The sequence below is a fragment of the Aeromonas sobria genome, assembly GCF_006243315.1.
GTDB lineage: Bacteria > Pseudomonadota > Gammaproteobacteria > Enterobacterales > Aeromonadaceae > Aeromonas > Aeromonas sobria_A.
On the sequence record NZ_NKWE01000060.1, the window covers coordinates 15,593 to 40,770 of the forward strand.

A 25,178-nucleotide genomic window follows, 5' to 3' on the forward strand; every position below is an offset into this window, starting at 1 on the left:
TGCCCTTAGGGATTTTTCTGGCGCATCTTGATGGGGAACTGCTGCTCACCCTCATTGCGGCCCACGCAATCGGTACCATTGTCCGTTCCTGGCTTACATTCGATTTGAGGGATCATATAGCTGGATCCATCTGCACACCGCGCTTGCCCCAGATTATTAATACTCAATTGGCCGTCTTTCATTACGCCGCTAGCCGCGCCCCGACACACAACCCCATTGGACTGGCGCAAGCTAACTTGGCCTTTACCCTCTTTGAAGCTGTATTGCAGTTGCAAAGGCTTGCCGGTCTGGGTGTCCTGAATACCCCCGTTAACTTTCCAGTCACCGTCTAAAAACTGGGCGGGCCCATTGGTAATGGTCGGCGGTATTGTCAGCTCCTTACCTTGAGGTACCGGATCTTGCGGAGTGCTATTACTCGGTGCGACATCAGTGCTAGGGGGACTTGCTGGCGGTAATGTGGGCGGCTCTAGGTCTGCAGCTGTGCCCGGCATCGAAGCTGGCGGGGGGCTTGCTGACACCGACTCCTCACCGCTAGCCAAGGGGGCTGGTGGAGGCGTAAGCGGATCGCCTGACGCTAAAGCGGCGCTGTCCACCGTGGTATGCGGCTCTGATGCTCGACTAGGTACTGTCGCTGCCACATCAGCAGGACCATGCGCCTCGGGCAGCGCTTGCCCTGATGAGGGAACAGCTACTGCACTATCCCTGAGTATTGGCAAGCCCATCGATGATACGCCTGGCAGTGAAAAGCTGGGGGCACAGGATCGCAAACCAAACAGCAATAATGCCAACAGAGCCAGCAACAACAGCGGCCAGAACAACCAACTCCAACGCCAGCGACTCCACCAACTCGCGCTCTGGATTGTCGGTGTTACCGGCTGGGCATACATGGGGATTGCCGGCACCGCGCCTGTTGTTGGCACTATCTCACACGCAGGGGCAAGCTCTGCGACGGGGGCACTCGCGGCTACTCCCGGCGTAGTCAAGCTCGGGCTCACAGGCTTTAGCCAGTGCATCGGGTCACGTTGTTCGTCGTTATCGTGCACAAATCCCCAAAACGTGATTACCAATACCCCATCCACCAGATAGACAAAATCCTGATCCGGAAAATTGACTACCTGTTTGAGCAAACTTGCAAAGACCCGTTTGTCACCACCTCTGTCCTTGTTATCAGTGGTCAGCAACTGTTCGCTCAGTGCCAGCACCGCTAGCTTAAAGGATTCAAGCTGCGAGTAAGCAGCAGCTCGCTCAAACTCAGTAGCACTGTTCCATGGGATCACATCTCCCGCAAAACTACTGTACCAGTCGGTTCTATCCCCCCCTTGATGGTTTTGCGGAATTGCCAAATGGCGTGCAAGATCGTGCCCCGTATCCAGACGACGAATGGTCTCCCGTAATTGGGAAGCCATACGGTAGACAGGGAAACCCGTCTCACCGAGCGCCTTAAACGCGGAATTATGACCACTGCGTAGTAATGGACCCTGGATGGAATCCTGCATCTATAAACCCTCAAAAAATCTAATTATGTTATTGCGAGACTCAGCTCTTGTGACAGCAGGGCAGCTCAACCTTTACCTTTGGTTGAATGCCACTCTAGCCCCCATCCAAACGCCTTATCGATGCTCTCTCGATCGTCAAAATACTGGTTTATCCGTTCAACTTTGATCGCACCATCAACATTGATTAACCGAGCGATGACACTAACGGGCATATTTTCACCCCCTTCGGTCAAACGAGTCGTAATGGGTGGTTGACCGGGAATATGGATGGTGATGGTGGCCTGAGTATTTTGCCAATTGGAAGCACCGCTATAGATGAAGGCATAAATCAGCACCTCATCGAGCTGCTGCCAATGAGAACCGTTAATTAGCAACCACTCCCCATGACTGTTGTCCCCACTACGATCATCTCCCTCCAACGCCACATAAGGCACGTTGTCATAATCACCAAACAGACGACTGAGCGCTTCAACCCCGGTTTTTTTCTGATTTTTCAGCCGAACAAAAGCAGCGATATCCAGATCAATCGCATTGTCTGGGTTAGGGTTAGTCCAATTGAGATTGACCCGAATACGGCCATAATCGTGTTGCTTGACTAGGCTGACGTTGGGCTGTTCTTTGGTCAACTCGGTTAGCCGCTTACCGCCAGAGGGGAGATCAACTGGGAATAACGTAGGCCAGCAACGCAGCAGCAGGATCCCTAGTAGCAGCGCCAATAATATCGCAGCCAGACAGCCATGATGCCTGGCGGTAATCCAGTGCCCCTTGTGAAGCCTAGGGGTGGGTTCTTCTAGCTGAATTGGGTCTGCAGGCTGTTGCGGGATCCCCCAGTGAACCAACACCGGCTCACCATTGATGCCGTAGCATGCGAGTTGTGGTGTCTGCTTGAGCAAGTTATGCAGTCGCTCGGCAGGAACTGGCTCACCACGGCGAACCAGCTCTTCTGCCAGTTGACGGATCGCCTCTTGGCGAAGCAGACATTTCTCCTGCAGCATGGCTTGTTCTGTAGCAGGGAGCGCATTCAGCAGTATGGGTTGCCCTTCACGCTCGCTCCACCACTCCAGATTACCATCGCGGCTACGACGCGCCGTCGCAAACAGGCTGGTAATGAGGGGAGGAAAATAACGACAGAGTACTGCAAGGCTCTGCTCATAATTTTCGAGCGTTTTTTCGTCAATCGGAAAATCCGATATTATTCGCTGCATAAAGAGACTTCATATCCAAAAGCGCGCTAAAGAGTGCTTGCTAACAAACACTCTGCTGCCAAGATGGCCTTAAGCTAGGTCGAAAAAATTAGCTCTAATAACCCAGACTTTGATTCAGCTCTTTAACCTTGGCTTCAAGGAGCGCAGCCTCCTCTCTCCTTGCTACAACTTGAGCCGCATTATCATTTGAGGAGGGAGTGAACTGCTGTTCGGCCTGGGTCAGGGCTGTGATCTGCTGCTGCAACCCGACTTGGTTACCACCTTTAACTTTTAGTTGGGCAACCAGTTGACTCAATGAGGCTTTCAATGCCTGCTGATCAGCCTGCTCTTGTGCCAGTGTTGTGTTTGAACGCAGCTTACGGCTTTCCATGTCGGTCAAAATTTGATGCGATAGTGCGTTGAGTTCCTGATTTCGTTGCAGCTGTTGCTCTTGGTCGTTGACCTTTTGGCGGTATCCTCCAGAGGAATCACAACTCATTTTTGTGAGGAGGCTAGCGCTACGGTTGGAAGGATCGCAATCAGCGGGAGTTGTGGCACAACCAGTTAATACCAGCAAGCTACTCAGATAGACGGCTCTAAATTTCATAATATTTTCCTATCAACATCCAGATAGACCCGAGATATTGACGACTCCCTTAACGATAATGATGCGATGGTTGATATTTAACCAACTGTGATAGCGCTGCGCTGGTCATAAAGGCCATTAACCTCTTTCTCTAATACGGCAATCTGCTTGTTCAGCTCAAGCACTTTGGTATTGACCATTGCCAACTCAGTCTCGGTTGCCTCACTCTGCTCGCTTTTGGCCACTTGCTGATACTCGGTCGCCTTCTTACGCATATTGGTCAACTCTTTGTTGAGTTGAGCCAGATCAGCATCGACTTTGCCGAGCTGACGCTGTGCTACCACCTTGTCAAAACCCGCTTGGTCTTTATCTTTAGCAATTTGGGTCAAGGTTTTACTATTGTCAGCAATTACCTGCTTGGCAGTATTGGTGCGAGCAACCACAACCTCGGTGTCTTTTTGAATATCGTTGTTCATTGCCTGCAAACGATCGGTGGTATTTGCATACTCGGCGCGACGAGTATCAAGATAGTAGTTAGCCCCCATCGCCACACCACATGCAGCTATGCCCGCTTTTATTGCACACTGAGTTTTTTCTTCTGACTTCAAAAGCATGCAAGCTGCAACACCCATACCTGCGGCAACGGCACATGCCTGGAATCCAGACGCACTAAAAAATTCAGCCTCTTGGCCATTAGTAAGTCTTGAATCTGTTGCCGGTTGATTCCCTGTCACCGAGCTCCCAGTGCTAGCACAGCCAGAGAGAATAAGGCTGGCGGAAACCATTAAACAAATAGCTGTGCGTTTAGCCGTAATTTTCATCTTCAAAAACTCCGAACGTTGTAAAAAATGAATCTATGCCTCTAACCAGCAGTACTAACTCCGTTTGGCACCAGACCCTATAGGCTCTCCATACTACAGCGGCACACTTTTCAACACACCTCGATTCAGCTCTGACAAACAAAAAACTTGAGCATGGTCAAATTCCTATATGGATATGACTAAGCTTGTTTGTTAATTAAGCAGTGCTACACCGCCTGAATGAACGACTCAGCACTATAAGTAGTGAGTCACAACGCCCGCTTCCGGGTCGATGCTGATAAACGCCGGTGCCTGCGGGTAGTACTGATACAGCCGCGCCAGTTCGGCACGAAACGCTTCGACGTTTGGCGCAATCACATGGCTGGTATCCCCTTCGGCGTAGGTAAAGGTCTCCAGCTTCTCGGTGTGAATCCAGATGCCAAAGTACCAGGCGTCTTCCTCGGTATCGTATTGTTGCCAGCCCTGGGCCAGCAGCGTCCGGTCGTAGTAGTAACGGTCAGCCTGGTGGCTGCCCCGGTCAATGCGGCAGCCGGTCACGGTGAGCTCAAGCGGGATACGCCCTGCCTTCAGAGCCTTCTTGACCCGGCGCAATGTGTGCCGTGCCTTGGCCTTCTCTTTGCGCGGGTCGTAGGGGTTCAGCTTGCTGCCCACGTAGTTGAGGATCCCCTCGGCATTGGCGGCTGCATTGTGCGTCAGCGTGTGCAGCAGGGCGGTGACTTCACGGCGGGCCAGTGTGCCCACGTGATAGAACTTGTTCATGATACTTCTCCTTGAAACAAACACCCCGCTAGCTAGCGGGGTGGTAGATGTCGAGGTAGAGGTAGCCGTAGCTGCGTCTCGGACTGGCTTCACACACCCAGCCCTTGTGTTCAAGGCGAAACACCTCGTCCATGTCGGTGCATATCTGGTATGCCTTGGCCATCTTGGTTAACTCACGCAGGAAGTGCGGCAGCACCGTGTCGCACTCGGCCCGCCACGCCTCGTCTGGCTCGCCGTACATACCGGCACGGTCGCCCAGGAAATCAACATAACCACGTTGCAGAATGGCTCGAGCCCCCAGCTTGGGCAGGTTCGGGGTGCCCAGTCCCCATGTCATGTGCTCGAAGATGCTCATGTGTGGCTGCTCCAGTTTGGGTTGTCGTTGGTGCCGTGGTTGAAGTAGGCACCCACAATGGTGCGTCGCCACTCCCCAACGGGATAGCCGAGGTCGTTGCACTCACGCTCCCACCACGCAAAGTTAATCTCGCGGGGCTGGTTGTCCACCATGTCCAGTGGACTCACGAACAGCGTGGTCTTGTGCATCGTTGGCACGGGCTTGATCTTGTCGGGGCCAGTGCGCTTGCCGGTCTCGTCATAGTCGTGTGCCCACTTCGGGAAGGTGAGCTGATAGGTAATGAGCCGATGCAAATCGCTATGTGCGCTCATTGCCTGAGCTACTGCGACCTGAGTGAAGCTATCGTTGAATTCGATCATGGGTGTTTCTCTCTTTCTGCAGGTGAACGGTAAGCCGCTGCCAGCAGCGCAAACTGCTCGACCAGATAACTGATGCTGATGCCCAGTTCATCGCTCACTGCATCCCCCAAACGCTGATGCAGGTGTGTCATGTCATCAGAGATACGTTGTGCTATTTGGGCGGTTGAGCTCGATGGTGAGGTTGTCACCGTCAGGATGATGGAAAGGTTCATTACATCTCTCCCCAAGGGGCTTGTTCCCACAATGACAACCGGGTCAGCACGTCTTGCGCCAGCGCCTGCTGCAACTGCTGTATTACCTTCACCAGCCGGGGCGCATGCTCAGGGCTCCCGCTCCATTCACTCGATTGGTACAGGGCGCAGCAGGTGAATTTGTAGATCGCCACCAGTTCGGCATCAGTAAGTGGTGCCTGGTGATAGCGATGGGCAGGTTTAAGTAGACTCAGCTTGGTCGATCGGTGCTGACGTGGTTCCTTGCGGTCCTGCTGACGCCCCAGTTGATAGCGATGCCAGACAGCCCGCCGATTGGCGAGCATCATCAGCCGCACTAACCGGTCAACCCGCCACATCCAGGTACTGGTCGTGTCTGCTGGCGGCAGCCACCAGAGGGAGCGCAGCAACTCAAGGGTGTAGTGCGGTGGCATCGGGGCATTGCAAAAGCGGTGCAACTGTACTGCAAAGGCCAGGTAGTCCTGGCGATCGATCATGAAAGCAGACATGGGGATGACTCCTTGAAATGCAAAAAGCCACCTGTAGTGAGGTGGCCTTGTGGGTTATGTCGGGATATCCGGGTCATGGTGTTGGCGCTGTTGATCCGAGTTTGGGGGCTGGGCGTGATCGCCCCGTATGTTATTGGTGATCTGGAGTGTGTCGGGATGGGCGGCATCAAACAGGATGGCGTAGATCGCACAATCAATGCCGTTGGCGGCATCGTGATGCGGGTAATAGGGCGGCGCGTCTCGGGATCGCTCGAAGTAGTCGCCAAAGCAGCTGAGACACTCGCGTATCTCGATGGTGGAGCCACGTAGCAAGGTCTCTTCAAGCTGCCTGGCATAAACTGGGTCATCACGCGCCTTGGTGACTGCCTTCTCCAGCAACGTCAGCGCATTCTCATTGCTGGCGGTTGTCAGGCCATGGCGCAGCTTCTCGAGCGTTTCTTCGAGGGAATAGGGGTTGAGTAATCGCATGGTGCTTGTCCCTTCTTGGCGTTGCTAATGGCGTAGCTGATGGAGCCGGGTATCAATGGCCTCGACACAATCGCTCTGGGTGAGCAGGTAGCCACTCGGCAGGTGAGCCACGATGGCGGGCTCTGCCTGCATCTGGACGTTATCTGCCAGCCAGCCGCTCAGCTCGAGGAGGATATCGAGGGCGGTGAGGTGTGCTTTATTTGGGATAAGGTTCATAGCTGACCTCGTTCGGCCAGGGATACCACGCCCTCAGCACCGACCACCAGATGGTCGAGCAATCGCACATCGACCAGCGCCAAGGCCTCTTTGAGGGCCTGGGTGAATACCCGGTCTGATTGGCTAGGTTCCGGGTCACCGCTGGGATGATTGTGCACTGCGATGATGGCGCCACTGTTGAGTAACAAGGCCCTTTTGACCACTTCCCGTGGATAGATGCTGGCGCTATCGAGGGTGCCGCGAAACAGCTCCTCAAAGGCCAACACGCGATGCTGGGAGTCGAGAAACAGTGCCCCAAACACCTCATGCTCCCGGTCCTGCAACAGGGTTTGCAGTCGCTCTGAGGCCTCTGTAGTACTGGTAATGGCGGTGCCTTTGGCCAGGCGTTTACGAGCAATCTGGTTGGCGATACGCAGCAGGTCTTGCTCGGTCACGGGGTTGGTGACGACATAAGTGCCGGGGCATTCCCCGGCTTTCAGCTTGTGGTAACGCATGGTGTTCTCCTGAAAAAGAAAGACCCCGGCAGCGCGAGGCGTGCCGAGGTCAAAGGTTGGATGTTGGTTGGCTCGAAAGGTTATTCAGTTGGTGTTGCAGATAGCTCCAACTGTTGTAGGTTCCGGCATCAGCGGTTCGGGGACCAACATGTTCAACGGGATAGCCAGTGCGAGGCTTAGCCGTTCCGCCAGTTGGTAAGCCGGTCCTATGGTGTCGTAGTCAGCAACCCAGGTGGCCAGTGCCAATCCGCTTGCTTCCACGGCCCGTAGATAAACGCTGTAGCCTTGCACGGCCAGGCCACTGTCACGCACCACCTGCGTCTCGCCATTACGATTGATGGCTTCAAGTTCAACGGCTACCGGTTGCTTTGGCATCTTGTGCCTCCTCTTGGGGTAAGGGGTCACTCTCCACACGATAACCGTGATGAGTGCAGGTACGCTGCAGGTCAGCCAGGAAACTTGCCAACACACGGGGCTGCTCAGAGAGTGGGACGGGGCCAGCCTGGCAGCGCCAAAAACACCGACGCTTAGGGTCCATACAGATTTCATCTATCGGCTGGCTCATGGTGTGCCAGTCCTCGGCATTGGTGAGGGAGAGCAGCTGCCACTGCACGCTAGACCAACGCAAATGCAGCGTGACAGTGCGGGCGTTTGGGCTACCAGGAGTGAGGTGCAGCAACCAGCGCTCGCCCTGGCGAGTTGGCTGCAGCTTGGCCTTGGCCGCAACCAGTCCCAGCCACTGGTGTGAGGTGTGGGAGAGCGGCAGTTCGTTAGTCATCACACACCTCCTAATCCCCACTGACCGTGACGGTGAAGTACGCCATCCGGCAGTAGGCAACAAAGTTGGTCTGCCACAGGGTGAATAACTCATGGGCCTCTGAGCGCTGGATAGGCCCCCACCCTTGCAGATAGTGTTCGTCATCCAGGAAGTTGAAATCGAGCTCCTTGCAGAGCTCGGCATCCTGGCCCAGTCCCTGGTAGCTGAAGTCGGTGACGTAATCGAACAGCCAGCCATCAAGGCCGCGTATCAGACGTATCTCGACCGGGTGAGCCCCTCCCTGCTCGGGGCTGTAGGTGGGGCTGCGAAAGTTGAAGGTCAGTTGGGTTAAGCGCTCGATATTGATCTCGGTTTTAGCGACTTCCTGGTTAAGCTGAACCAGCAATGCTTGGTCAACGGGCAGGGCAAAGCCACCCTGACGAAAGGGGATTGTCATCGGGTATTCCTGAACGGATGAAAAAGAGAGAGGGAGGCGTTGACCTCCCTCTGGTTCGTGGTCTGTGTCGTCAATCAGGCTATGCGGTAAAAATGCGGGCTATCGTCCTCATTGTGCGTTGCAGTTTGTGGTAAATACGTTCCAGGCGCTCAGTCACCGAGTACCACATACGCTCATACCATGCTTGCCTTTCATCCGTTGCGGAAAGGTGCCTGTCACCCATTTGCGTTTGTGACATATCTGCCGTCGTCGCAGGGACGGCAAACTGATCCAAGTCGATATCATTCTCTTGTGTGGCAGCCTGGATCACCCTGTCAGCCTCTTCCTCAGTGAGCGCTTCCGATGAAGTCAGTGGTTGACCACTCACCTCGTCACGGGTCGGCTGGGTATAGCAGCTGTAGTCTGGGCTGTTTGATGCCGGGAGGACATCAATCCCCTTTGTCGGGATCTCAGTTACACCACGTCGCGTAGTGACATAGAGCGTCTGAGCTTGACGCAATTGGTCCCAAAACTGGTCGAATTGCGCTAACTGATAGGGTGGCTTGAGGTATTCGTTACCATCGATCATCAGCTTAAAATCACGCTCTCCGGAGCCATACTCTTTGCCCTTGACCGTCGCGAACATCGAGACCGGTTCAGCATCTTTGCAGACGATGGTCAATGTGGTGTCACCATCGACATCAATGGAATAATTGGCCTGCGTACCCGGCCCAAACCAGCTGTACCACTCCCCTTGCTCTTGAGCTGTGACATGAGCGCTCAAGGATAAGCAGCCCGCCAATATCATGACTTTTGTCTTCATGATGAAGTCCTTTGTACTTTAATGCGGATCGCTGTTGCATATAGCGTTTATGCCCCCTGTGACGGATGACAGGGCAATCGCTATTGGCTTAGATCCCATCGGGGTTACTTTGAAAAAGTTTTACGACACGCAAATGATGCGTCAATGAGGTCTCGCTCTGTCGGATGTTCAAAATTCCCATCCAGCTCATCCGCAATGCACTCGCAAACTTGGGTCGGTGCGCCGCTGGATTGGCATCCCGCGATAAATTGTTTTTCTTTAACATCTGAGCAACCAAACAGCACCGTGGTTGCCAGCAGCATCGATAATGCTTTGTTCATTGATGTGTCATCCTGAGGCATGAATAAGAATAAAAATTGGCAGCCGAGCAGGCTGCCAATGGGGAGGGGGTGGATCAACGTTCTACAGCAGGGCTTGTCTGGCCACTCAGGATCCGTTGCTTCCGCTCTGCCTCAGGTAAGTCATTGATGCAGTAATTGATATAGAAAATGTGAAAGATGATGGTGTAAAACACATTCATCTTGAGGTCAATGCGATGCTCGTTCAGTGCATAAGATGTCAGTGCAGCTCTGGCTTTAAATGCCCACACGATATGCAACACCATGCTGGCAATGGTGAGAATGCCTGACAGCACACTCAACATGTCGTCCCCCGTCCCAGACAGCAGGTAGCTCATACCAAGACAGACGCTGACCCAAATAATGTATGTGTTATCTACCAATTTGGTCTTGGTTGACTCAGCGATGACTTGCGTCGCTTTATTCATCCACAGAATGTTATAGATGCTACCGGTCACCAAGCCCAACAAGACAAAGTTTAGTGTTTTTGTATTCAACTTATCTTTCAGTTCATTAATGGCAGACATGTCATTTCCTTATATTTCAATGTTGTAGGTTGTTTATCTAGGAGATGGCGGGCATCGCCACTCATCGTTACTGGTCAAACGACAAGGTCTGCTCGCCCCCCAGCGTGGTCACCGTCACCTCGAGGGGATTACAGTCAGCTGGCTGCATCGATAAGGTGATCTTGCCGCCAAAGCCCATCCGGAAGGGCAGCTTGGCTTGCGGGTTGATCGTGCAACTACCCCGGTTGATCTTGAGATCGGTGATCACCATCCGGTTGCTGCGGCTGGTGATATCGAGCAGGTACTTGTTCCAGGTCGTCTTGCCGTAATAGGGATTACCGCGTTTTCTCAACTGTACATCGCCCTCCTTCAGCGGTTCGATGTTAGCCAGGTCTTCGTCGAGGACGGCGGCGTCATAGGTCTCTTGTGATTGGCAAGGAAAGCCTGGCGAGCCCTGCGCTGGTAGCGTGTTTGCAATGTTCGCTGTTGGGAACGAAAATTTGCGGCTGCCTTTTTCGCGTTGATATACGCCTAGTTCTTTCGCATTTCTCAGTGCGGTCCAGAGTTCCTCAAAACTTTTCTGGTCTTGAAGAACCCGGTGACCAATGAAGATCTTGCCATCCACTTCAAAAACGAAATCACTTTGATAGTCCTGAGAGCCGTATTTTCCGACACTCATGATGTCCACATTGATGGTGGCGGGCTTGTTTGGGTGACACCGAATGGTGAATGAATCCGCCCGGTTATAGACACCGTAGCTGAATCCCTCAGCTGCGTTACCAAACTGCTTCCAGCCTGGGGCATCAGCGGCTGACTCACTGAGGGCATGTGCTTGCTGAGTGGCTGCCAGCATTACTAGCAATAGCATGGATTTTTTCATGTTTGTTTCCTTCTAAAATGTCTTGATGTAATTCGACCCATTCGGTCCAGCCTCAACCAAAATCAACCATTAAGGGCGATCCTCATCGTTTTGAGTCCTTCATGTCAACAAGTCCGGGTGTCAACTTTAAAAGTTGAATCTGGAGGTGTGATGGATATCAATCAGGACGCGTTAGCCAAAGCAGTGGGCAGAGCTATTGCTTATCAACGTCAACAACGGGGAATGACCCAAGAGGAAGTCGCGGAACGACTGCAGATTGGGATGGAAGCGGTATCGCGCATGGAGCGGGGGATTGTGGTTCCCACTATCGTTCGACTGGCTGAGTTGGCTCACATATTTGACTGTGAGCTGGTGGACTTGCTGCGTGAAACCAGCCCCCGCCCTCAGGAGCAGGCCATCATCCTCAGCCAGCAGTTGGCAACGCTGAGTAATGATGACCGGCAACTGGTGATGGAAATGATGACGACGCTGATTGGCCGGTTAGTCCGTTAACCAATCCCACAGTTTGTGAACACCGTAAGCCGCGACAACACCCACAGCCACTGGTGCCCAGGCAGGCGCGCTCCCAAGCGCAACCAGGGAGGCCGTAGTGGACGTCGCAGCGGTGCTACTGACATAGGCGCTGGTCAGCCCGGCTCCGGTCGTGGAGGCCAGCTTTCCGACCGAGGTTTTCACCACCTGGGAGGCGATTACCGTTTGGGCGGCACGGGTGACCTGAGGTGAGTGATGCCGGTCTTCAATACACCACAGCACAAAGTGCTCGCAGTTGTTGAACAGCAGGTTGTAGCTGCGCTCCCCCAGACGATGGCGGGCACGATTGACCGCCTCTTCCCTGCTGAAGTAACGATAGGGGTGCTGCTGGACTCGGACGTCATTTCCCTGGGAAAACTGGCTGAGCCTGGAGCGGACAATCTGGCAAGCGTCGTGTCCCGAGAAGGGGCCCTGGTAGTGGATTACCATATTGTTACCAACGTAGATCCCGTGGTGCTCATAACCGATACGCGGGGAGATAAGGTGGTCGCCAAAGTTCAATGCGGACATGTTGTGACCTCCTACTGCAGCAAGGTGATGGCTTGTGCCAAGGCACGAGATTTGAGTTGAGCGCCTTGGCCAAACCAGGCGGAGTCCAACCGATGATCCTGGCTGCGGGTACGGCGATGGTGATCGACATACTCGGTCACCGCATTGACCAACCCCCATGCAGTGTTGTGCGAACTGGCCAACTCTGCCCCCATTCCCACCCCTTGATAGAGCTCATGTAAACGCTGCACAGGCCGGGTGAGTACAATGCTCTCTTCATCCAGAGGCTGTGCCAGCAACTCACTGAAAAAGCGCAGAGCCTCTTGAGGTGCCACAGGGCGTTGGCTGAGCGCTTGAGCATGCTGACCGAAATGGTCCCACTGGCTTACCCCCAGCCCCAGAGCCTGTTTCACTGCTACAGCGTCAAACTGGGTTGAGTGGGGCACCTTGATGGCGGCGGACTGGTTACCTACTGCTACCTGAAGGGTGTTGTTGCAGACTACCCGCACCGAGGTGAATTGCGCCGTGGTACAGAGCGTCCCATCACAGCTGGTCGCCAGCAGCAGATAGGACTTCACCAGATCACCGCCTTTGAGCATCAGATCCTGGCCTGTCTTGGCCAAGGCCCAGAGTTTGCGGCCACCTTTGAGTGAGCCAGCGGTCTCCAGCTCGAAACCACCGGCCTCCACCAAATCTTGATAGAAGTGCAGCACCTCATGGGGCTGTACCACGTTGTAGCGCTGTGAGACCACCGACAGTGGTGCCAAGGTATCGGAGCGGTAGAGCACTTTACTGTCGGGGTAGGTGTGAAGGATGGGATTATCAGGCGAGTCCAGATACAGCACATCGCTTTGCTCGATGGTCCAGTCCATCCCGGCGGCTTGCAGCCAGACATCAAGGGACTGTTGTGGGGGTAAGACATTGCCGAGGCCATGCCAAGGGGTTTGGCCGGTGTAGGCCATGGAATCAATCAAATGAGCCATAGAGATCTCCAATGAAAAAAGGGACTGCTTCGGCAGTCCCTGAGGTAGGTTCATGGAGATAACATATGTCTGAGATTTGGTTTATCGGAGGCTCAGTTGGTGTGCTATTACAGAGTATTCATCATCGAAAGGTGAGAGGATCATGTCTTAGGTCTGCAGTAAAAGCTGGAGGGGAAATGTTACAAGCGATTTTGAGTAGTAAGGCTGGACGGATTGGGCGTGAGGATGAATCGCAACGTTGGTGCGATGTGTTTCATCGCAGTGAAGACTTGCTCACCGCGACGTTTTTTGGACGAATCCCATATCTTTCAGATAGCGCATTATCGGCGCTATTAGCGTTCCTGCTTGGGCGGCAGCAACTCGACCTATCAGATTTCATGGAGTTAGATCTGTGGCCTAGTTTGAGGAATTCATTGGGTGAGCAGGTTGAACCTGACGTAGTTCTTCGCTTCGCTCGGGAGTTATTCGTCATTGAGGTAAAACCCCCATTCGGCGGAGCGCAGTATCAAGCGCAGTGGTTTAACCAAATGGACGCCATCACGACTGAAGAGGCTTATGCCGAGTATGAAACGATCTACTACATCGCCTTGGGCAACGTAGTACCAAGACCACTGGAACAGACGGAATTACCTGAGCGCTTTGAGAGCATGTCTGCCTGTGAATGGGAGCCGCTTCGCTGCTGGCTACGACAGAATGAGCTCTTTAGCACTCGTCAGGATAAAGCGATCCTGCGTGACTGGCAGAGCGCATTCGAACTTTATGGTATGGCTCCGCTTATCCCAAGTTGGCTGCCGATGGTGGACAAGGCTGATGCCATGCCCTTGGCTACTGGTATCGAACAACTTCAACACTGGAGTTAGTAAGGAGATAACAAATGGAAATATCCCAAGCACGATCGCTGGTCACTCAGGTCAGACATGCTCACCGTTTGCTCGAGGGCTTTTATGAACGGATCCTGCCGCAATTAGATAAACTAGCGAGCGAAGCGGCCAACGCCAACTTTCGTTTCTGGGGAAGCATGGAGGGCGAGGGTATCGGAAAAAGCACCTCTAAACCGTCTTCGCGAGCGGCTTGGAGCTTCTTACCCCTTTTTCAGTCCTTCTACTGCTACCAGCGAGGCGGTCAGTCGGAGCATGCGAAACAAGGGGACATCGTGCTCTACTTCCGCCTGAACACTGATGATGCGTTCATCGATGCAGCACCGGAGGCAATGGACTACGACCCGCATACTGGCTCCTCTTCACTGGAGTTGCATCTGTACTGCTACACGAAAGATGCTGCGTACAGTTGGGATGACATTGCTGAAGAGTATCCTTGGGCTAAGCATGATGTCTGGACCACTCAGGATCAGGATTACCCAGAAGTGGCCTGTTGTGTGAAACGCTTCAGTCTGGAGACTGTCATTGCAACCCCCGGTGATATCCACGACTGGATCTCCAGTCAGCTGGCCCATCTCCCCAGTAAGATATAGCTTAAAACACCACAGAGGCCCCCTGACAGCAGTTCAGGGGGAAACTGGTGAAGAAGGGCAGACCAGTTAGGCTCTCGTAGTGCAGCTCAAAGACGCTGCGTGTGGATCTGGCAAGTTGCTCGATGGTCATTCGTGACTCCAGGTCGGGAGCCAATAAGATACTACTCCAGAGAGACCCTGAGAACCCTCGGTCTCCCACCTTTACTGCTTCTGTGAGGCACCTCCATCTTGCCTACGCTACGGGAACGCTCAAACATCGTAGCCAGTAACCTCTCATCCATTTTGAACAAATAGTTCAGGGCATGATCTAATAGCCTCTGCCGTTTGTTCGAATCATCCCAATGCACCTCTCCAATACCGTACGTACCCCATTCTTCGTACTTTTGCTTATCAGCATTGCAATTGTGATAACTACCAGCTTTCCAAGCTCCACCTAATAAACGGCCTATCCGGATATCGTTCTGCACAATATTGCCATTGAAGAAGAATGCAATGTGATAATGATATTCCCGGTGCTTGCCATATTCTAACTTCCACACATAACCGACCAGTGATTTGTACTCTCGCTTAACCGAACGTAAATACCACTCTCGTTCCTCTTGAGCTTCTTCGATAGTCACTGAGTCTCTAAAGTGGAAATCTACTCGTACAACCAGTAGTTTTGCATGCTTGGCAAATAGTTCATCTACATACGATTTTATACTTGCGCTATTACGCTTCTCAGAACGTCTCAGATTGCGTAGCCGTAGTTGATGGTGCGGTGACATCAGATCACTCATGAAATCCTCTAGAACGTATTCTAGCTCAGTCAAAAGTTCACTGCGTGCTTCAGCAGATAAACATTTGTCAAATACATTCAGGTCTCGGTACTGATAGAAGGATTTTAGAAATAGCTCAACTGAGGGTTGAGCTGATTTAGCCTCTTGGTATTGATAGTAGTGTTTGGTTACTGCATCCATTGCTTTTTGGAAAGCATGGATGCTGAATGATGGATAGTCAGATTCGAAGTCTTTAATGAAGTCCAGTATGTCTGTAGACACGAGTAGTTCCTCAATGAAGAGTGGCAATAGGATTGGTGGATGCCAATCCTATTGATATTGACTGATGAATGAATTCAATTGATTGATTAATGGGTAATTGATTAATGAATAGCAATTGATTAATGAATAATATAAACCACTTAACCAAATGGATTTCATTGGTAAGTTAATAATGCTGGTTTCAACCTATGCATATGTAACTATGTGCACTAAAAATAGTGCAAACACTAAATATATGGAATTCAGGCTTCTGTAAACTTATGGATTCATATATGTCTTTAGAAATATCTCAGATGACTTGCATGCATAGCTTATCGTTTATGTCGAGAGTTCTCATTCAACAGAATGCATCTAATAATTTACGTGTGCGTTGAATACGCAATGGCATTTTTGATTTATATTTTCCGTAATAGGGGACCAACCCTTTAATTCGTCCACAATTTTCCTCCAGCCTATAACGGTCACGTATGTAACTTGGATGTCTATCCCATGACAAGGAGATGAGCAGGGACTGCTTTCTCCTGAAGCAATAAATGTCTCCCGTAGCAATAAGGATCTCAATTGCGCGATCTAACCTGCCTAAATCACGCATGCAATAGGGGCCACTTCGTCTTATGTCACTTTTTAAAATCCACTTATTCCGCCAGTTATGCTTAATCCAGGCGAGTAATGTGTCAGCATCTTTTTGGTCTGACAGATCTTTTTTGTCAGGCTTTGTAAAAATTTCCAAGGCCTGATGCAAGTATATTTCTGTCAAGTGAATAGCCATATCCATAGTTTTGTAATTAACAGAGTGCTCTTTATAGTCAGTGTGAGTAAAAACATGAAGAACGGCTGCGATACGTGAAACCTGCTCCATAAACTTTGAGCCAAAATCTGTATAGTCCATCAGGTATTCACCACGTTGCATATGAGCTTCAATCTCATTGAATTTTTGACGCCACAATATTTCGGCATTATCTGTCATTTTCAAACAGTGACGAGCTATACAAGCTTCCCCCTCTCTCAGCAAAGCTTCAATTCTTGTATTAAAATTGCACAATGCATTTAAGCCCTGGAATGGCAAGTCACTATCTACAGACTCATCCTCAAATCTATTGCCAATCTCAGATGTTGGTTCACAAAACAAAAAACGAGCATCAAGTCCAGAGCTTCTGAATGAAGCCCCACTTTTTTCTCTAAATGATGTGTATATATCAGGTTGAACCTGGATGCTTATTGTGAGGCGAGCACCATCAATTAGTATCTCAGTGTTGTTGGCCCTATCGATTCTTATCGTTTGCCCAGACCATAGCGAACAAAAAAGTGAATGGTCTTTTATCAGCTCGCTAGATAGTAGGGTCCCCCCCTCATCTGAAGTCAGTGCCAATGAGGAATTTTTTTCTGATAGCATCATTTTCAGTTTCGCACCTGAAATATCATCTATCAGCACTCGTCTAGTGATTGGTTGAATCGGTTTACATAATTGATGTAAACGCCATTCTTCGGCAGCTTCGTTAAAGGTAGTGCTATCATGATGATTTTTTTCTAAGCATTTTTTTAGAGCCTTTTGCTTCAGTTCCCACAATTCAAGTTCTATTACATAATTCGCATATGTAGCTTCTGTCTTTGTTGCCAAAGAGAGTTCATATTCACGGATAGACTTCATCAATAACTTATCAACCGTACTTTTCCGCTCACCGGATGCGGCAAGAATGAGAAAATACAGTGAAACAGGTAACTGCATACCCACAGGTGTTCTAATGTCAACCAAAGGTTGCGCAGCTATACTCATCACTGAAAGCATCTGACTTAATATCATAAACTCAGGTGCTTTTGTTGCGTGAGAAACATCATCCAAGGGGGCTAGGATTTTTTCATCCAAGTTTTCGATAGCGCTCCTGATTTCTCGGCGAATATTCATTTCTCACATCCTTTAGTTGATTTTTTTGAACGATTTTCAATCCATTGGTTGACGTCACTTTGACGCCAGCCGACAGCTGACAAACCCAGCTTTATTGCTTGCGGAAAATCGCTGTCGTAACGTTTTGACTTGATGTCTAGCTTGTCATAAATGGTTGATCTGGCTAGACCAATCATCTCTGTGAGTTCTGGCAGCCTAATGATGCGATCTGTGGTGTGTGGCATTGCGTGCTCTCCTTCTACTGTGTGACCGAATGAGCTCGCATTATGGTTTTCCCGTGGCATCCCGTGCAGGGGGCAAATTGCGAACCCAACGGGAAAATGATGGCGCAGTCAGTATGTTATTGATTATATTATGCTTTTATTTTCATTAACCTGTGCAGTGGCTTCTGCACATGAACTGCATTGGTTAACTGCGATTGCCGCGTGAGGTGGGTAAGGACAAATCATTCATCTGGCGAAGGGCACGACACGACTAGACGATAAGATGGATAGCAGTGCAGGTATAAGAGGTGAGATAATCCGTGATGTAAATTTACGCCGATCCAATAGGTAAACGATGAAGACACATCCTTTTGCTGCATTAATTTATTCCATAGCGGACACACTTGCTCTTGCTCATCATGATGAGTCTCGGAAAGATCAACAAATAAGTAGGTCACCCTATGATGCACACCGTGAATACTTTCAATCAATATGTGATACAGATGGTCACTTGCCAAGACTGAAGAGGATATGTGAGCATCTACATGCTGGTTGTAATATACCGCCCTCTATGGCATCGAATCATGTTGATATATTAGAATGTATATATAACGAAGTGGCACATCAAAGTCTTTTTATATCAGCGCTTACTGACGACCAAGATAGATATTACGTCAGGACCATATTAATACCTATAATAGCTATTGATATATGCATTTTTTGTGAGTATGGGGAAGAAAGTTCTATCTACACTCATCTGGACCGCATTTTAAGAATGGAGGGTATAGTCAAGCTATATTCCGGTGTTAAAATGCAAAATAAAAATGTTGCTAAAAAATATTTAAAAGAATATATCAACTTCCTGTTTATATCGACTGATTTATCCCCTGGAATTAATTATGGAACTTGCATAAAGCCTGAAATAATAATCCCGGAGATTATTGATTACATGGATGGACTTCCAAAAAATGGAAATCAGACCTGTGTGACTTTATATGAACGCATTGAAACTTGCATCGGTAATTTATCTAAGAAGGGCTATGAAAAAACAATAATAGATAAACTCATTGAGATTATAGAAAAAATTAAGGCAGCCTATACTGCCATTATAATTTTGCAAGATATAGGAAAGAAAACAAAAGAATTTGGTCATTTTTACGACATTTACAACAGTATTATTGATGGGGATGATGAAAACATTCACAGTCTATTCATGAGCATAGATTACGCTATTAATGACAATTACCAACAAGTTAATGCCATTGAAATTATAAAATGTCATGCTTTCAACATGAGGCCTGAGAAGATTTTAAGTGATAAACGATTGGAAAATGTCAAAAAAATACTTGGTTACATCCAAGAGCAAACTGCAAATAAATATTTATTCGTTGGTATCCCCGATCACTTACAGAAGTTATTGCATTCACTTGTTGTTGAAGAAAATTACTTGTCTAAAATGGTATCCTTACCTCCTCAATTAAATACACCGATGATTATCAGTCAACAAGACATTTTCGAACAGGCTAAATCTGTTAATTTTACTGTATTCAATATAGCTGAAGTCGCGAACATTACTAGCCTTATAAAAGACAAGTCAAATAACATAGAGATAAATTCATATTTTTGTCAATATATACCACTTATAGATGCACTTAACTTTATTAAGTGTGGTGATGCTAATGCTGCTTTGGATAGCGTTATAAGCAACGACAGAGGTAAACTTCCACTATTTGGCTTTATAAAGTATGCTTTTGCGGTTCTTCAAATAGGTCTGACCTATTTGTTAAAAAGAGAACGCATTAAGAATAAATCAATGAATCCACTCGTGAATGATATTATAAACCACCAGGGTATGATAGCCATTCCTGTTATTAAGTCACCTCACGTTATATATTCGGATGGTAATGAATGTAGTGACGCTTGGCTTTCTATAGATAATTACATTAGATTCTCAATTATTCGTGGTGGAAATACCTACAACAGTATTATAGCTCAAGCTATCTATAGTTATAACTTTACGGTTGCACGCCACACAGCTATAAATGAAAGTTATTTAGATGGTGTGGAAAGTGTTGCCAAGGTTAACCTTTTAAAGGTTAATTATGCATCTCCTTTAATTATACATAATTTACTCGATAATCTGAATAACATTTGTGGAAAAATACTTCTGGGTCTTGATAATGTAAGCACTGATGTGGAGCCTATTGTTTTTGCAAGAAATCTATTCCATGCAAAAATAATTACAAGAAGAGAGCTAACAAAAAATCTCATCCATTGTGTAGATGGTTCATCTCTAGGGGTCTGCCTCTTAGATCACTTAACCATTATCACATTTTTTTCTGTCCCTGGTGATAATGTCGAAAACATTGTTGAGTTAGGTAAAAATACACGAGTGGTAGAGTTGTTGTTTCGGGCTTATCAATACCATCAAACGTTAGACGAAAAGCACAAAAAACAGTGATGTCTTCAGACCAAAAAACTGAGATGTGCGCAATTGACTCCTCTCCGGCTTTGCCGGAGAGGAGTCTCGTGTTGGCATCAAATGATTCGTTTTCTGTAACTAAATTGCTGTTCCGAATAGTAGATCACTGCACTCGTACAGCTTCTACAAGTGACATGGAGCACGCATCGTGCGCTAAGCCTTGTCACTTCAGGCTTTCTCGCCAGATTGCACAAATGCCTTACGCCACAAGGCTTCCGGCAAGATGTAGCACTATTAGGATCAGTTATTTAGCGGGCTATAATGGTAAGCTCCGCCAGCCTTATCTAAGTCGGTTCTGATTTTTAACCACCAGTGTTATAAATGTGATATTCACAGATATTATTTGATACGAATATCAAAAATATCACACGAGAGGACTCAATAGAGGTTATTTTTTGGCTTGCATATTTTATTACCGGATCTGTACGTAACTAATTGCGAACATGAATATAAAGTCATGGTTAGATATAAATTAATACTGGTGAATATAATTGCCAAACACCTATGATTAAATTTATTGACAAGCTGTACATCAGAACTTGGTATATTCTATAGATATATTTATCCACACTTGGTGGCATCCATTTAAAAAACGAAGTCATTTATTTTCTCCATGTGTTTTTATCTATAATGCCCGTGAGGGCATGGGGTAAGTAAGTTCATGTAGGCATTATGATGGTAGGACCTGATAGGCATTCGGTGTCACGGCTGCTTGTATATATTGGATTGCTTGTATCGCTATCACAATGATACTATCCTATACTCCTCGCAAAGTCTTATATCGCAGTATGATGTTCCATGTTGTGAACTATAGAGATGACTGGCTGTATGGTTTTTAGTATTTAATTAAAGGATATCTATGAGTGAATTTTTGAAAGTGCTGTTGAACATCCGTAGCCTACGCGCAGCAATGCGCGAGTTGTCTCTGGAACAAGTAAAAGAAGCCCACGAGAAGATTGAATCGATTTATCTGGAGCGTTTAGAGCAGGCAGAGAAAGAGCAAGCAGCCAATGCAGAACGTCAGCAAAAGCTGGCTGAGTTCCAAGCGATGTTGGCTCAGGCTGGTATTGACCCGACTGAGTTGGTAGGCTGTGCCCCAGCAGCAGCGACTGCGGCTAAAGCGAAACGAGCACCTCGGCCCCCGAAATACCGTTACGTTGAGAATGGCGTAGAGAAAACCTGGACCGGTCAGGGCCGCACACCCAAGTTCCTGGCTGAACAGCTCGAGCAAGGTCGTCAGCTGGATGACTTCCTCATCTAAATAGACAAGGCCATGCCCTCACGGTGTGGCCTTTCTTTTTACGTGCTTCGTGGCTAATTAGTGCCAGCTCTCGTTGTGACGAACCAGGAATACTAGGTAATGATCTGTCGCATGACAGAGGCCAGCTCTAATGACATTATTCAAAACATCCTTTAGCATGCGCATGATGCTGGCTTAGCTCAGTAGGTCACCAGTTCAATTCCTCTCGTCAGCACTACGATAACCACCGAGTTCCTCATAGCCGATCCTGATGCCAGCCATAAAAGACTTAGACGCAGAGCGTACCGATTTGGATGCGCGATTACGCGAAGCCATTGATAGTTGGGATCCACGTTGCCCCAGGCGCTGGCTAGCTAAATATGGCGGTTGGCGAGTTGAAAAACGATCACTCCTCACACAGCGATATTGTGCGATACGCGACGAAGCCCAAGCCTTGCTGACAAGTAGTTAGCCAGGAAGTTTATTGTGATTACCTGAACAAATCGCTCCATGGGTAGTCCAATGTGCCTACCCATCACCCAGCGTAATGACGGAATTACATGTCTATCAATCCGAATCCACCTTTGCCGCGTTACTTGCAAGTAAGCACATTGGCTGCACGAACAGCCGCGAGCAATCAGCGCCCGTGAAGCCGCAGACGTGTTTGGCGTCTCGCCTTGGTCCATAGAGCGAGATTTTGCCAGGGTTCGAGCGTTGTCCGGGATCGTTGTGTTCGATGAGCAACGAGTACCCAGCAAGGGTGGGCAGCAGTATCTACTGCGGGTGCTGCAGGTAGACCGGAAACAGCAGATCTATTGGTTAACTCGGGCTGCTGACGGTGGCGTGACCAAGGCATGGTTCGATCTGGGAGCATTACAGCAGGAGCAAGGTGAACTGGAGCAGGCCAGAGCCAGCTATGCCAAGGCTGCCCAACAAGGACTCATTGCCGCGCAGTACACCTATGGTGAAATGTTACGTCTGGGACAAGGTGGCAAAGAGGATTACGCGCTGGCCCTCAAGCAGTATCGCCTGGCGGCCCAGCAAGGTGATCGCATGGCGCAATACCGAATGGGGACATTGCGAGAGGAAGGCCTGGGGGCACCGCGTAACCGAGTGCATGCCTATGCCTGGCTCTCACTTGCTGCCACTGAAGGGATGCCGGAAGCCGTGCAGGCTCGTGATGAGCTGGAAGCAGCGATGACCAAGCCGGAAGTCAAACAAGCGCAGAAACTCTCTGAGCACTGGTTTGGCAAGATGTCATCGCCCGCCAAGAAAAGCTAAAAAAAAGAACATAGAAGAAAGCGGCCAAATGGCCGCTTTCTTCTTATTCAATGGGCAAATAACCAGCCACAAACTCAGCCCAGGCATCCATCATTGGACGTCGCTGATCCAGCAAGTCAGTACGGTGGTACGCAGCTTCTACCTTGTTCTGCACTGTATGGGCTAACGCTCGTTCAGCGAGATCCCGCGCATAGCCCTGCTCGCTGCACCAGTCTCGAAAGCTGGAACGAAAGCCATGAGCAGTTGCCATTCTGCCAGGAGTACAGCTCTCCGCTTTCGCTCTTCTCAGAAACATCGTCAGCACTGTGTCTGAGAGCGGTACCTGATCTCTGGGGGATGGGAATACCAACTCGTCATGTAATCCCCTTAACCCCTTCAGGATTTCGACGGCACGAAGAGATAACGGAACACGATGTTGTTGCTTGGCTTTCATACGCTCGGCAGGCAAAGTCCAGATCTTTGCTTCCAAGTCTACTTCTGACCACTTCATGGCTCTGACTTCACCTGAGCGACATGCAGTCAGGATCAAGAGCTCCAGCATGGAGCGGGTTACATCGTACTGTTGCGCTGTTCGCAGATGCTTTTGCACAAAGGCGGGAATATCACGCCAAGGCATTGCAGGCTGGTGTTCTACCCGCACGGATTTGCTGGGTTGGGCCGGTAGTAAGTGACTCACCACATCCACCGGGTTTGCAGAGGTATAGCCGTGAGCCCATGCCCAAGCCATGACTGCGTGTAGGCGTTGCTTAACACGGCTTGCCGTTTCCGGGATCGTCAGCCATATCGGTTGCAGGACTGAAGCGATATGAGCTGGAGTTATCGCATCAATGGAGATAGCGCCAATGGTAGGAAAGGCATATTGCTCCAATGTGGTGATCCATTGTTTACCGTGTTTAGGGTTCTTCCAACCTGGTAGCAAGCTTTCGTAGACCAATCTGGCCGATACTTCCAACGTCGGGATCTTCGGCTTGTTCTGCTCCTGCAGCCGGACCTCTAGCGGATCCAAATTATTCGCCAGCTGTTCCCGCATTGCCTGTGCGTCTCGAGCTGCGTCAGCGATGGAGATCTCGGGGTAAGTCCCGAGGCCTGCATTACGTCGTTTCTTCGTCAATGGGCTGACATAGCGGAATACCCACTTGCCTCTACCCTTGGCAGTAGAAGGGTGTAGCGTCAACCCGGTGACCCCACCATGAGCAAGGGGTTTATCTTCAGGCTTGATGCTACGAGCTTTGGTATCGGTGAGGATTGCCATCAGGTAACCTCCTTGAGAATTGAATATGCCACACAGTATGCCACCAAGCATGCGCAGTGGTAATATGTGATTGGGGTGGATTGGACAGCATGTGCGTCTAATGCACTGATAGTAAAGGGCTTGATGGATGGGCGTGGAGTTGGTTGGACTTGATTGCGGCGGGCACCTCCTCCGCCATCTATATAGCCCAACTGATTAATTCGGTTGGGCTTTTTTGTATCTGCGATTTTGGCTGAATCACTCATCCCCCACCTTATGGGTCAGCGCCAGGCAGAGTGAGCCACTGCATGCGATCTTAGCCATCACTTATCTGAATGCAGTAGTGATCCGCAGCCGTGCTTTGAGCTGCCCATATTTAATGACCTCCCTGAGCATGTATCCTGCGGTACGGGCCGATGCTGCCCAGCCAGCCCCCTTAGGCTGGATCGCGACAGTTGCAAAGAGTGCCAGCTCACCAGTAACACCCTTATGGCCTGACCGCATAAGACACAATGCTGGAAAGTCCTCATTGAAGGTGCGCATCTCCGCCAGGCTCTAACCATTGCGGGCAGGGCCTTCCACTGGAATCACCACTTTTTGGCCGCGATTGAAGCACATCAAGCCACATGGGAAAAAGGCATCATTGAGGTAGCGGGAACCCTCCCTATCGAATAACTCAAGGGGCTACACGGATTACCCAGCTCGGCACACCGACGTGGTGGTAAAGGACGAATATCCAGGATGGAGCGCGGGTTCTCGGAGCATGGTGCAGTCCATTGGTTGACCATGCAGTAATTAGATCAACCCCCGGGATCGGCCTCTAGGGGTTTGTCATCAGTCTGGGGCCTTCCCAACGGGAGGTCTTTTTGTTTGTACAGCCGACCACAGCCCTGTTCACATGGTTGCAAATCGACCGAAAAGGCCGGGATATAGATACTAAATGGCGGGAATGGCAGGCTGTCTGGCCCTCTTTCGGCAGGTAAAAGCCAGATGTGGGCTGTTTTGCATACTAAAAATGACAAAGCCCGGGCAAGAGACCGGGCTTTTGTATTCAAAAATGCTGCTCAATGGGAAAAATTCGCCCATAGCAAAAAGGCCTTCCCGTTAGGGAAGGCCTTTAAAATTAGT

At 49.6% G+C, this 25,178-nt stretch carries 31 protein-coding genes and 1 pseudogene; 6 read left to right on the forward strand and 26 right to left on the reverse strand.

All coding sequences use genetic code 11. From position 1 onward, the window contains the following. Nucleotides 1-5 precede the first annotated feature (5 nt). The 19 genes from CF137_RS18680 to CF137_RS18770 form a co-directional block, all read right to left on the reverse strand. Nucleotides 6-1,496 (reverse strand): SrfA family protein, encoded by a 1,491-nt coding sequence (locus tag CF137_RS18680; protein WP_139442919.1) that lies wholly within the window; start codon nucleotides 1,494-1,496, stop codon nucleotides 6-8. Between the two features lie 65 nt (nucleotides 1,497-1,561). Then, nucleotides 1,562-2,701, reverse strand: a complete 1,140-nt coding sequence (locus tag CF137_RS18685; protein WP_139442918.1) for a tellurite resistance domain protein — start codon at nucleotides 2,699-2,701, stop codon at nucleotides 1,562-1,564. Nucleotides 2,702-2,795: 94 nt separating this feature from the next. Further along, nucleotides 2,796-3,287 (reverse strand): hypothetical protein, encoded by a 492-nt coding sequence (locus CF137_RS18690; protein WP_139442916.1) that lies wholly within the window; start codon nucleotides 3,285-3,287, stop codon nucleotides 2,796-2,798. A gap of 77 nt (nucleotides 3,288-3,364) precedes the next feature. Next, complete coding sequence (locus CF137_RS18695; RefSeq protein ID WP_139442915.1) at nucleotides 3,365-4,087, reverse strand: hypothetical protein; 723 nt, start codon at nucleotides 4,085-4,087, stop codon at nucleotides 3,365-3,367. 234 nt (nucleotides 4,088-4,321) lie between these two features. After that, a complete protein-coding gene (locus CF137_RS18700) occupies nucleotides 4,322-4,846 on the reverse strand; it encodes a hypothetical protein (RefSeq protein ID WP_139442913.1) in 525 nt (174 codons plus the stop codon). Nucleotides 4,847-4,874: 28 nt separating this feature from the next. Next, a complete protein-coding gene (locus tag CF137_RS18705) occupies nucleotides 4,875-5,201 on the reverse strand; it encodes a type IV toxin-antitoxin system YeeU family antitoxin (protein ID WP_042019086.1) in 327 nt (108 codons plus the stop codon). Continuing rightward, on the reverse strand, nucleotides 5,198-5,560 hold the full coding sequence (locus CF137_RS18710) for a hypothetical protein (protein ID WP_139442911.1): 363 nt from the start codon (nucleotides 5,558-5,560) through the stop codon (nucleotides 5,198-5,200). The genes CF137_RS18705 and CF137_RS18710 overlap by 4 nt, the downstream gene beginning before the upstream one ends. Beyond that, on the reverse strand, nucleotides 5,557-5,772 hold the full coding sequence (locus tag CF137_RS18715; RefSeq protein WP_139442909.1) for a hypothetical protein: 216 nt from the start codon (nucleotides 5,770-5,772) through the stop codon (nucleotides 5,557-5,559). Before CF137_RS18715 ends, CF137_RS18710 begins: the two co-directional genes overlap by 4 nt. After that, nucleotides 5,772-6,278 (reverse strand): hypothetical protein, encoded by a 507-nt coding sequence (locus CF137_RS18720; RefSeq protein ID WP_139442908.1) that lies wholly within the window; start codon nucleotides 6,276-6,278, stop codon nucleotides 5,772-5,774. The genes CF137_RS18715 and CF137_RS18720 overlap by 1 nt, the downstream gene beginning before the upstream one ends. Before the next feature lie 54 nt (nucleotides 6,279-6,332). Further along, the gene (locus tag CF137_RS22350; protein ID WP_234879795.1) at nucleotides 6,333-6,746 is read right to left on the reverse strand and encodes a hypothetical protein; all 414 of its coding nucleotides are present in this window, start codon (nucleotides 6,744-6,746) and stop codon (nucleotides 6,333-6,335) included. A 24-nt stretch (nucleotides 6,747-6,770) separates the two neighbouring features. Then, nucleotides 6,771-6,962 carry a hypothetical protein gene (locus CF137_RS18730; RefSeq protein WP_139442906.1) on the reverse strand — a complete coding sequence of 64 codons (192 nt, stop codon included), beginning with the start codon at nucleotides 6,960-6,962 and terminating at the stop codon, nucleotides 6,771-6,773. Continuing rightward, entirely contained in the window at nucleotides 6,959-7,456 is a 498-nt protein-coding gene (gene radC / locus CF137_RS18735) for a RadC family protein (protein ID WP_139442905.1), read from the reverse strand. The genes CF137_RS18730 and radC overlap by 4 nt, the downstream gene beginning before the upstream one ends. 84 nt (nucleotides 7,457-7,540) lie before the next feature. Further along, on the reverse strand, nucleotides 7,541-7,831 hold the full coding sequence (locus tag CF137_RS18740; protein ID WP_139395857.1) for a hypothetical protein: 291 nt from the start codon (nucleotides 7,829-7,831) through the stop codon (nucleotides 7,541-7,543). After that, entirely contained in the window at nucleotides 7,806-8,234 is a 429-nt protein-coding gene (locus CF137_RS18745; protein ID WP_139442903.1) for a hypothetical protein, read from the reverse strand. Before CF137_RS18745 ends, CF137_RS18740 begins: the two co-directional genes overlap by 26 nt. 10 nt (nucleotides 8,235-8,244) lie before the next feature. Then, nucleotides 8,245-8,670, reverse strand: a complete 426-nt coding sequence (locus CF137_RS18750; RefSeq protein WP_139442901.1) for a DUF2787 domain-containing protein — start codon at nucleotides 8,668-8,670, stop codon at nucleotides 8,245-8,247. A 79-nt stretch (nucleotides 8,671-8,749) separates the two neighbouring features. Further along, nucleotides 8,750-9,472, reverse strand: a complete 723-nt coding sequence (locus tag CF137_RS18755; protein WP_139442900.1) for a hypothetical protein — start codon at nucleotides 9,470-9,472, stop codon at nucleotides 8,750-8,752. 104 nt (nucleotides 9,473-9,576) lie between these two features. After that, nucleotides 9,577-9,792: a hypothetical protein gene (locus CF137_RS18760; protein ID WP_139390252.1), complete on the reverse strand. Its 216-nt coding sequence runs from the start codon at nucleotides 9,790-9,792 to the stop codon at nucleotides 9,577-9,579. 74 nt (nucleotides 9,793-9,866) lie between these two features. After that, nucleotides 9,867-10,337, reverse strand: coding sequence for a hypothetical protein (locus CF137_RS18765; RefSeq protein WP_139442898.1), 471 nt, complete (start codon nucleotides 10,335-10,337; stop codon nucleotides 9,867-9,869). 67 nt (nucleotides 10,338-10,404) lie between these two features. Next, complete coding sequence (locus tag CF137_RS18770; RefSeq protein ID WP_139442897.1) at nucleotides 10,405-11,196, reverse strand: hypothetical protein; 792 nt, start codon at nucleotides 11,194-11,196, stop codon at nucleotides 10,405-10,407. Nucleotides 11,197-11,343: 147 nt separating this feature from the next. Here CF137_RS18770 and CF137_RS18775 point away from each other — a divergent pair, with 147 nt between their 5' ends. Next, nucleotides 11,344-11,688 carry a helix-turn-helix domain-containing protein gene (locus tag CF137_RS18775; protein WP_139442895.1) on the forward strand — a complete coding sequence of 115 codons (345 nt, stop codon included), beginning with the start codon at nucleotides 11,344-11,346 and terminating at the stop codon, nucleotides 11,686-11,688. Here CF137_RS18775 and CF137_RS18780 read toward each other — a convergent pair. Together CF137_RS18780 and CF137_RS18785 are read right to left on the reverse strand one after the other, a co-directional pair. Beyond that, on the reverse strand, nucleotides 11,677-12,237 hold the full coding sequence (locus CF137_RS18780) for a lecithin retinol acyltransferase family protein (RefSeq protein ID WP_139442893.1): 561 nt from the start codon (nucleotides 12,235-12,237) through the stop codon (nucleotides 11,677-11,679). The two genes, CF137_RS18775 and CF137_RS18780, sit on opposite strands and share 12 nt — an antisense overlap. An 11-nt stretch (nucleotides 12,238-12,248) precedes the next feature. Next, nucleotides 12,249-13,199: a DUF932 domain-containing protein gene (locus CF137_RS18785; protein WP_139442891.1), complete on the reverse strand. Its 951-nt coding sequence runs from the start codon at nucleotides 13,197-13,199 to the stop codon at nucleotides 12,249-12,251. Between the two features lie 176 nt (nucleotides 13,200-13,375). Here CF137_RS18785 and CF137_RS18790 point away from each other — a divergent pair, with 176 nt between their 5' ends. After that, a complete protein-coding gene (locus CF137_RS18790) occupies nucleotides 13,376-14,059 on the forward strand; it encodes a hypothetical protein (protein WP_139442889.1) in 684 nt (227 codons plus the stop codon). Between the two features lie 14 nt (nucleotides 14,060-14,073). Then, nucleotides 14,074-14,670, forward strand: a complete 597-nt coding sequence (locus CF137_RS18795; protein WP_139442887.1) for a hypothetical protein — start codon at nucleotides 14,074-14,076, stop codon at nucleotides 14,668-14,670. Nucleotide 14,671: 1 nt separating this feature from the next. Here CF137_RS18795 and CF137_RS22420 read toward each other — a convergent pair whose 3' ends face one another. The 4 genes from CF137_RS22420 to CF137_RS18810 all read right to left on the reverse strand — a co-directional run bounded on the left by CF137_RS22420 (nucleotide 14,672) and on the right by CF137_RS18810 (nucleotide 17,837). Next, complete coding sequence (locus tag CF137_RS22420) at nucleotides 14,672-14,800, reverse strand: hypothetical protein (protein WP_265176764.1); 129 nt, start codon at nucleotides 14,798-14,800, stop codon at nucleotides 14,672-14,674. Between the two features lie 31 nt (nucleotides 14,801-14,831). Then, nucleotides 14,832-15,710, reverse strand: a complete 879-nt coding sequence (locus CF137_RS18800; protein ID WP_139442885.1) for a YagK/YfjJ domain-containing protein — start codon at nucleotides 15,708-15,710, stop codon at nucleotides 14,832-14,834. Nucleotides 15,711-16,047: 337 nt separating this feature from the next. After that, entirely contained in the window at nucleotides 16,048-17,613 is a 1,566-nt protein-coding gene (locus CF137_RS18805) for a YfjI family protein (RefSeq protein ID WP_139442884.1), read from the reverse strand. Beyond that, nucleotides 17,610-17,837, reverse strand: a complete 228-nt coding sequence (locus CF137_RS18810; RefSeq protein ID WP_139395871.1) for a helix-turn-helix transcriptional regulator — start codon at nucleotides 17,835-17,837, stop codon at nucleotides 17,610-17,612. Before CF137_RS18810 ends, CF137_RS18805 begins: the two co-directional genes overlap by 4 nt. Nucleotides 17,838-18,171: 334 nt before the next feature. On the opposite strand from CF137_RS18810, the gene CF137_RS18815 reads away from it, so the two are divergent. From CF137_RS18815 to CF137_RS18825, 3 genes and pseudogenes are all read left to right on the forward strand, one after another. Next, complete coding sequence (locus tag CF137_RS18815; protein ID WP_139442882.1) at nucleotides 18,172-20,277, forward strand: hypothetical protein; 2,106 nt, start codon at nucleotides 18,172-18,174, stop codon at nucleotides 20,275-20,277. Between the two features lie 880 nt (nucleotides 20,278-21,157). Next, nucleotides 21,158-21,559 carry an H-NS family histone-like protein gene (locus tag CF137_RS18820; RefSeq protein WP_139442880.1) on the forward strand — a complete coding sequence of 134 codons (402 nt, stop codon included), beginning with the start codon at nucleotides 21,158-21,160 and terminating at the stop codon, nucleotides 21,557-21,559. 756 nt (nucleotides 21,560-22,315) lie between these two features. Continuing rightward, nucleotides 22,316-22,819: pseudogene (locus CF137_RS18825) on the forward strand (tetratricopeptide repeat protein); the annotation flags it as partial. A 43-nt stretch (nucleotides 22,820-22,862) separates the two neighbouring features. Here the strand turns inward: CF137_RS18825 and CF137_RS18830 are convergent. Then, nucleotides 22,863-24,071 carry a tyrosine-type recombinase/integrase gene (locus CF137_RS18830; RefSeq protein WP_139442878.1) on the reverse strand — a complete coding sequence of 403 codons (1,209 nt, stop codon included), beginning with the start codon at nucleotides 24,069-24,071 and terminating at the stop codon, nucleotides 22,863-22,865. Between the last annotated feature and the right edge of the window lie 1,107 nt (nucleotides 24,072-25,178).

Bases quoted from the DNA above. Each gene is read 5' to 3' on its own strand.
- CF137_RS18805 (WP_139442884.1), bottom strand. From the start codon at position 17,613: ATGAATATTCGCCGAGAAATCAGGAGCGCTATCGAAAACTTGGATGAA.
- CF137_RS18795 (WP_139442887.1), top strand. From the start codon at position 14,074: ATGGAAATATCCCAAGCACGATCGCTGGTCACTCAGGTCAGACATGCT.
- CF137_RS18700 (WP_139442913.1), bottom strand. From the start codon at position 4,846: ATGAACAAGTTCTATCACGTGGGCACACTGGCCCGCCGTGAAGTCACC.
- CF137_RS18695 (WP_139442915.1), bottom strand. From the start codon at position 4,087: ATGAAAATTACGGCTAAACGCACAGCTATTTGTTTAATGGTTTCCGCC.
- CF137_RS18720 (WP_139442908.1), bottom strand. From the start codon at position 6,278: ATGTCTGCTTTCATGATCGATCGCCAGGACTACCTGGCCTTTGCAGTA.
- CF137_RS18710 (WP_139442911.1), bottom strand. From the start codon at position 5,560: ATGATCGAATTCAACGATAGCTTCACTCAGGTCGCAGTAGCTCAGGCA.
- radC (WP_139442905.1), bottom strand. From the start codon at position 7,456: ATGCGTTACCACAAGCTGAAAGCCGGGGAATGCCCCGGCACTTATGTC.
- CF137_RS18785 (WP_139442891.1), bottom strand. From the start codon at position 13,199: ATGGCTCATTTGATTGATTCCATGGCCTACACCGGCCAAACCCCTTGG.
- CF137_RS18745 (WP_139442903.1), bottom strand. From the start codon at position 8,234: ATGACTAACGAACTGCCGCTCTCCCACACCTCACACCAGTGGCTGGGA.
- CF137_RS18790 (WP_139442889.1), top strand. From the start codon at position 13,376: ATGTTACAAGCGATTTTGAGTAGTAAGGCTGGACGGATTGGGCGTGAG.
- CF137_RS18680 (WP_139442919.1), bottom strand. From the start codon at position 1,496: ATGCAGGATTCCATCCAGGGTCCATTACTACGCAGTGGTCATAATTCC.
- CF137_RS18750 (WP_139442901.1), bottom strand. From the start codon at position 8,670: ATGACAATCCCCTTTCGTCAGGGTGGCTTTGCCCTGCCCGTTGACCAA.
- CF137_RS18690 (WP_139442916.1), bottom strand. From the start codon at position 3,287: ATGAAATTTAGAGCCGTCTATCTGAGTAGCTTGCTGGTATTAACTGGT.
- CF137_RS18810 (WP_139395871.1), bottom strand. From the start codon at position 17,837: ATGCCACACACCACAGATCGCATCATTAGGCTGCCAGAACTCACAGAG.
- CF137_RS22420 (WP_265176764.1), bottom strand. From the start codon at position 14,800: ATGACCATCGAGCAACTTGCCAGATCCACACGCAGCGTCTTTGAGCTG.
- CF137_RS18755 (WP_139442900.1), bottom strand. From the start codon at position 9,472: ATGAAGACAAAAGTCATGATATTGGCGGGCTGCTTATCCTTGAGCGCT.
- CF137_RS18730 (WP_139442906.1), bottom strand. From the start codon at position 6,962: ATGAACCTTATCCCAAATAAAGCACACCTCACCGCCCTCGATATCCTC.
- CF137_RS18715 (WP_139442909.1), bottom strand. From the start codon at position 5,772: ATGAACCTTTCCATCATCCTGACGGTGACAACCTCACCATCGAGCTCA.
- CF137_RS18815 (WP_139442882.1), top strand. From the start codon at position 18,172: ATGAAGACACATCCTTTTGCTGCATTAATTTATTCCATAGCGGACACA.
- CF137_RS18705 (WP_042019086.1), bottom strand. From the start codon at position 5,201: ATGAGCATCTTCGAGCACATGACATGGGGACTGGGCACCCCGAACCTG.
- CF137_RS18770 (WP_139442897.1), bottom strand. From the start codon at position 11,196: ATGAAAAAATCCATGCTATTGCTAGTAATGCTGGCAGCCACTCAGCAA.
- CF137_RS18780 (WP_139442893.1), bottom strand. From the start codon at position 12,237: ATGTCCGCATTGAACTTTGGCGACCACCTTATCTCCCCGCGTATCGGT.
- CF137_RS18740 (WP_139395857.1), bottom strand. From the start codon at position 7,831: ATGCCAAAGCAACCGGTAGCCGTTGAACTTGAAGCCATCAATCGTAAT.
- CF137_RS22350 (WP_234879795.1), bottom strand. From the start codon at position 6,746: ATGCGATTACTCAACCCCTATTCCCTCGAAGAAACGCTCGAGAAGCTG.
- CF137_RS18760 (WP_139390252.1), bottom strand. From the start codon at position 9,792: ATGAACAAAGCATTATCGATGCTGCTGGCAACCACGGTGCTGTTTGGT.
- CF137_RS18765 (WP_139442898.1), bottom strand. From the start codon at position 10,337: ATGTCTGCCATTAATGAACTGAAAGATAAGTTGAATACAAAAACACTA.
- CF137_RS18685 (WP_139442918.1), bottom strand. From the start codon at position 2,701: ATGCAGCGAATAATATCGGATTTTCCGATTGACGAAAAAACGCTCGAA.
- CF137_RS18820 (WP_139442880.1), top strand. From the start codon at position 21,158: ATGAGTGAATTTTTGAAAGTGCTGTTGAACATCCGTAGCCTACGCGCA.
- CF137_RS18830 (WP_139442878.1), bottom strand. From the start codon at position 24,071: ATGGCAATCCTCACCGATACCAAAGCTCGTAGCATCAAGCCTGAAGAT.